This is a genomic window from Methylophaga sp. UBA5088 (assembly GCF_002414625.1).
GTDB classification, from domain to species: Bacteria; Pseudomonadota; Gammaproteobacteria; order Nitrosococcales; family Methylophagaceae; genus Methylophaga; species Methylophaga marina.
Window position 1 is genome coordinate 27,407 of sequence record NZ_DIAC01000011.1, and the last position, 4,750, is coordinate 32,156.

Consider the following 4,750-nt stretch of genomic DNA (forward strand, 5'->3'; position numbering starts at 1 on the left):
TGGAAGCGGTCAGAATGCGGCTGCGTCCTATCATCATGACATCACTTGCTTTCATGTTGGGTGTGTTACCCCTCATGATCGCCACCGGTGCAGGTTCTGGTAGTCAGAACGCCATAGGAACCGGTGTTTTTGGTGGTGTCTTCACTGCTACCGCTTTAGCGATATTCTTTATACCTGTCTTCTTTGTTGTGGTATTTAGTCTGCGAGAAAAACTCACTAAAAAATCATCACATGATGAAGTGAAAAGGGCCTAATTATGATGAAACCTCTTAAATTATCGATAGCGATTTCGACAATATTAACGATATCGGCTTGTTCACTCATGCCTGATTATCAAAGGCCTGAGCCAACGATTGCTATCGCCAATCAACAAAAGGAAAGCACGCTTAATGTTGCAGAGCTTGGCTGGCGAGATTTTTATCTTGATCCAAAACTGGAGCAGTTAATCAGCAAAGCCCTGGCAAATAATCAAAACCTCAGAGTATCATCACTCACGGTTGAACAATTACGTGAGCAATTTCGTATTCAAAAAGCCGCAAAATTACCCACGGTCAATGCAGAAGGCTCAGTGACACGTCAGCGTACGCCAGAATCATTAAGTGGCATAGGTCGTAGTGGCATTACGGATACCTATAGTGTTGGACTGGGTATATCTGCCTGGGAGCTCGATTTCTTTGGCCGAATCGATAGTCTGTCAGAATCAGCTTTACAGCAGTTTCTGGCATCTAAATCCGCACGTGACAGCATGCAATTAACCTTGATTGCACAAGTGGCTGATGCCTGGTTTAGTTGGTTAGCAAGTGATGCTCAACAGCAATTATCATCTGAAACCCGTGAAGCACGTGCTGAAAGTTATCAACTGATCGAAAAACGGTTTAATAGCGGATTAGCTTCTGAGCTCGATGTCAGACAAGCTGAAACAGCGTTACATGAAGCAAGAGTTCTGGAAGCCCAATACCAGCAACAAGCCAATCAGAACTTCACCAATTTACAACTTCTGGTAGGACAAACTTTAGACAAAGATGAGTGGAAAAAAGACTGGTATGAAATAAAGACACTGCGAGATATTCCTGCCAACCTGACTTCTGATGTCTTGTTATCACGTCCTGATGTGATGCAGGCTGAATCCATCATCAAATCGGCTAATGCTGATATTGGTGCAGCCAGAGCAGCATTTTTCCCACGTATCAGTCTCACCACCTCCCTTGGGTTTGGGGGAACGAGCTTTGGTCAACTAGGCGAAGCATCAAGTCGTCAATGGGCTATCGCACCACAGTTCACCCTGCCTTTACTTGACTGGGGTGTGAATCAGGCCAACCTGAATGTGGCCGAATTACAAAAAGATATTAATATCGCCCAATACCAACAAGTGATTCAAGAAGCCTTCAAAGAAGTCCGTGACGAAATGGAAGCCCGTTACACCCTAGATGCTCAGTTGGATGCGCAAAACGATCTCACTGCTTCCACCAAACGCAGTTTGGAATTAGCGCGATATCGCTTTAACGCTGGTATAGATAGCTATCTGGATGTACTGGATGCCCAACGGAGCTCTATTAACAGTGAATTAAATCAAATTGATACACGTCTGTTGAGGCTTCGTAATCAATTAACACTCTATAAAGCTTTGGGTGGTGGTTTGTATGAAGAGACACCCACAGCCGCCCCTTCACAGAATTAATTTTGTGTCCGTCAGCAGCTTAATTTAAGCTAGCTATATTTCATCAAGCAAGGAGAAAAGAATGGACTTACAAGTAGGTGGCATATTAGGTCTGATTTGGTTAATCATTGTTATCTGGGCCATTATCCAGGTAGCCAATAGTCCTGCTGGCGGTGGTGCAAAAATCTTATGGATTCTTATCCTGTTGTTATTCCCTGTGCTAGGTCTATTAATATGGTTCTTACTTGGACCCAAAAGCTAGACTAGACCATTTCAAATAAAAAAGGGGCTCAATGCCCCTTTTTTAATACATGCGCTTAGCCTAAGTGATCTTTTAGTAATTCTGGCTGACGTTCAGGTGTGAAAATCTCAATCCAGTAACCATCTGGATCTTGAATAAAGGCAATGCCTTTCATCTTGCCATCATTCGGTTTCTTCACAAACGGCACACCGAAGGATTCAAATCGCTCACATGACGCATCAATATCTGGCACAGCAAAACCGATATGGCCAAACCCACGCGGATCACTATTGCCATTGTGATAGCTAACCTCGTCGTTATCTTCATCACCCCAGTTATGTGTTAGCTCTAACATGGCAGGCATGGCAAATGTTTGTTTGATACGCTCATCGTTATCCGTTGAAATCGCTTTCACTTGTTCAGGTGATAATGCCGCCATAAAGTACAAGGTAAACTTCATCTCTGGAAAATCAAATCGTTTCACTAAGGTCATCCCCATCACTTCAGTGTAAAACGCCAGAGTGCGTTTCGGGTCTTTGATGCGGAACATGGTTTGATTAAATACAAAATCATGGGTGGCGGGATCGTGTGTCTCGCTTACCCCTTCAGCATTGTCAAAATGACGACTCATTGTGCTCTCCTTAATGTAAAACAGATAAATTTATGACCATTCTTATGACAATGGCTCACTTAGTATTGAAATAACGCTGACTTTCTTCTTTCACGACTTTCGACAGCAATAAAATCCCGATAAGGTTTGGAATGGCCATTAAACCATTCATCAAATCGGAAAAGTCCCAGACAAACTTCAACTCCCGGGTAGCGCCAACAATGACTGCAGCCACAAACACGACACGAAAGACGATAATGGCTTTCTCACCCAGTAAATATTCCAGTGCTTTTTCACCGTAATAGCTCCAGCCAATTAAAGTGGAAAAGGCAAATAGAGCCGTCGCTATCGCGACGATATACGTGCCCGTCATACCTAATGTTTCAGCAAAGCTGACACTGGTTAAGATATTAGCTTTCACCCCATCCTGCCAGGCTGTGGCGGTTAAGATTACCAGCGCTGTTGCAGTACACACCACTAGAGTATCAATAAAGGTCTGAGTCATAGAAACCAATGCCTGTTTCACCGGATCATTCGTCCGGGCTGCCGCCGCAGCAATGGGGGCTGAACCCAAGCCCGATTCATTCGAAAACACACCACGTGCCACACCATAACGAATCGCCGCCGCGACAGCAGCACCGGCAAAACCACCGCCAGCCGCAATCGGATTAAATGCATGCCAGAAAATTAAATGAAAGGCCGCTGGCACTTCGTCAATATTGATCCCGATAACCGTAAAAGCAGCGCCCAAGTAGGCCACAATCATAAAAGGTACTAGCATTGAGGTGAAGCGCCCAATTGAACGAATTCCGCCGATTAATACCAAACCGGTTAACACCATCAGCACAAATCCGGTTGTGCTGGTCTCCACGCCAAACACTTGCTCTACAGCAGCAGCCGCTGAATTTGCCTGGGTCATATTGCCGATACCAAACGCAGCACCGATGGTGAAAACCGCAAACAAGCTGCCAAGCCATGGCAAGCCCACACCTTTTGAAATGTAGTACATCGGCCCACCACGCATACCGTTTTCACCTTCTTCACGATATTTCACGGCCAGCATGGCTTCGGCATATTTGGTCGCCATCCCCACAAGTCCTGTCACCCACATCCAAAACACGGCACCGGGCCCACCTAAAGAAATCGCTGTCGCCACGCCAACAATATTGCCGATACCCACCGTAGCGGCGAGAGCAGTAGTTAAGGCAGCAAAATGACTGATATCCCCATCAGCTATATCTTCTTTGTGAAAGACAAGCTTCAGGGCATGGCCTAATTTTCGGAACTGTAAGCCTCTTAAAATGACGGTTAAATATAAGCCAGTACCAACCAGTAATATCAGCATGGGCGGCCCCCAGACCCAGCCTGAGAAAACCGATACCCAGTGTGAAAGAAATTCCATGTATATCTAACCTGTGAGAAGTGATAAATGCTTTCGAAGTTATGTGAGAAGCAGACCGCTGTCAAACTTTAAGAACAATCAATCTATCAACGGTATAACTCAGCTCATGAAACCGTCTTAGGTTTCAGAATAGAGGCACCTGCATCTCTTGATAAACTCAAGGTATCGGCAATTGAAATTAATGCCAACACAGCAATGATCCAAAAAGCTAACTGGAAATCCTCAGCCCGTGTTTCCACCAGCGTGGTTCCATGTAATAACCACATCGAAAAAGCTAAGACCAGAGCAGCAAAAGCAATACCGATACCACGACTCATTTGTTGCAGCACAGAAAACAACGTGCTGGCATCACGCATTTGCTTCTCACCTACATCAGCAAAACCAATAGTATTGAGTGCAGTGAAATGCATAGATCGGTTAAGACCACTGATAAATAACACCAATACGATTAACCAGTGAGGTGTGTTGACAGTAAACATGGCCATCGCGGCGAAGCCGACTGACACCATCAGTCCATTGACGAGCAAGACTCGACGGAAACCAAAGGTATTCATTATCCAGGTGGTGGCTGGTTTCATGCAGAGGTTACCAACAAATAACCATAACAACAGTGTCCCCGCATCAACGGGCGACATACCAAAACCCAATTGAAACATCAGAGGTAATAAGAAAGGCACTGAGGCGACAGCAATACGGAAAAACGAGCCTCCCACAGCCGTTATTCTGAACGTTTTTATTTTTAGAGGGCTCAAGCTGAATAAAGGATACTGACTACCCAGCAAATGCTTAACAGCTAAAGCCAGCAAGATAATGCCAACAGTAATGAAACTCAGGCTATAG

At 44.9% G+C, this 4,750-nt stretch carries 6 protein-coding genes; 3 read left to right on the plus strand and 3 right to left on the minus strand.

The window, feature by feature from the left end; genetic code table 11:
- The 3 genes from B4K20_RS01645 to B4K20_RS01655 all read left to right on the plus strand — a co-directional run.
- Window positions 1–254, plus strand: a 254-nt coding sequence (locus tag B4K20_RS01645; protein ID WP_289281662.1) for an efflux RND transporter permease subunit, incomplete at its 5' end; no start/stop codon positions are given.
- Window positions 255–256: 2 nt separating this feature from the next.
- Window positions 257–1,678, plus strand: a complete 1,422-nt coding sequence (locus B4K20_RS01650; RefSeq protein WP_289281663.1) for an efflux transporter outer membrane subunit — start codon at window positions 257–259, stop codon at window positions 1,676–1,678.
- 61 nt (window positions 1,679–1,739) lie between these two features.
- Window positions 1,740–1,919, plus strand: a complete 180-nt coding sequence (locus B4K20_RS01655; RefSeq protein WP_091712983.1) for a PLDc N-terminal domain-containing protein — start codon at window positions 1,740–1,742, stop codon at window positions 1,917–1,919.
- 55 nt (window positions 1,920–1,974) lie between these two features.
- Here B4K20_RS01655 and gloA read toward each other — a convergent pair whose 3' ends face one another.
- From gloA to B4K20_RS01670, 3 genes are all read right to left on the minus strand, one after another.
- Window positions 1,975–2,529 (minus strand): lactoylglutathione lyase, encoded by a 555-nt coding sequence (gene gloA / locus B4K20_RS01660; protein WP_286303450.1) that lies wholly within the window; start codon window positions 2,527–2,529, stop codon window positions 1,975–1,977.
- A 55-nt stretch (window positions 2,530–2,584) separates the two neighbouring features.
- A complete protein-coding gene (locus B4K20_RS01665; RefSeq protein ID WP_289281664.1) occupies window positions 2,585–3,910 on the minus strand; it encodes an alanine/glycine:cation symporter family protein in 1,326 nt (441 codons plus the stop codon).
- A gap of 104 nt (window positions 3,911–4,014) precedes the next feature.
- Window positions 4,015–4,750 (minus strand): MFS transporter (locus tag B4K20_RS01670; RefSeq protein WP_289281665.1); only part of this gene is annotated, 736 nt, incomplete at its 5' end.

Coding starts and splice junctions, on each gene's coding strand:
- B4K20_RS01650 (WP_289281663.1), top strand. CDS start 257: ATGATGAAACCTCTTAAATTATCGATAGCGATTTCGACAATATTAACG.
- B4K20_RS01655 (WP_091712983.1), top strand. CDS start 1,740: ATGGACTTACAAGTAGGTGGCATATTAGGTCTGATTTGGTTAATCATT.
- gloA (WP_286303450.1), bottom strand. CDS start 2,529: ATGAGTCGTCATTTTGACAATGCTGAAGGGGTAAGCGAGACACACGAT.
- B4K20_RS01665 (WP_289281664.1), bottom strand. CDS start 3,910: ATGGAATTTCTTTCACACTGGGTATCGGTTTTCTCAGGCTGGGTCTGG.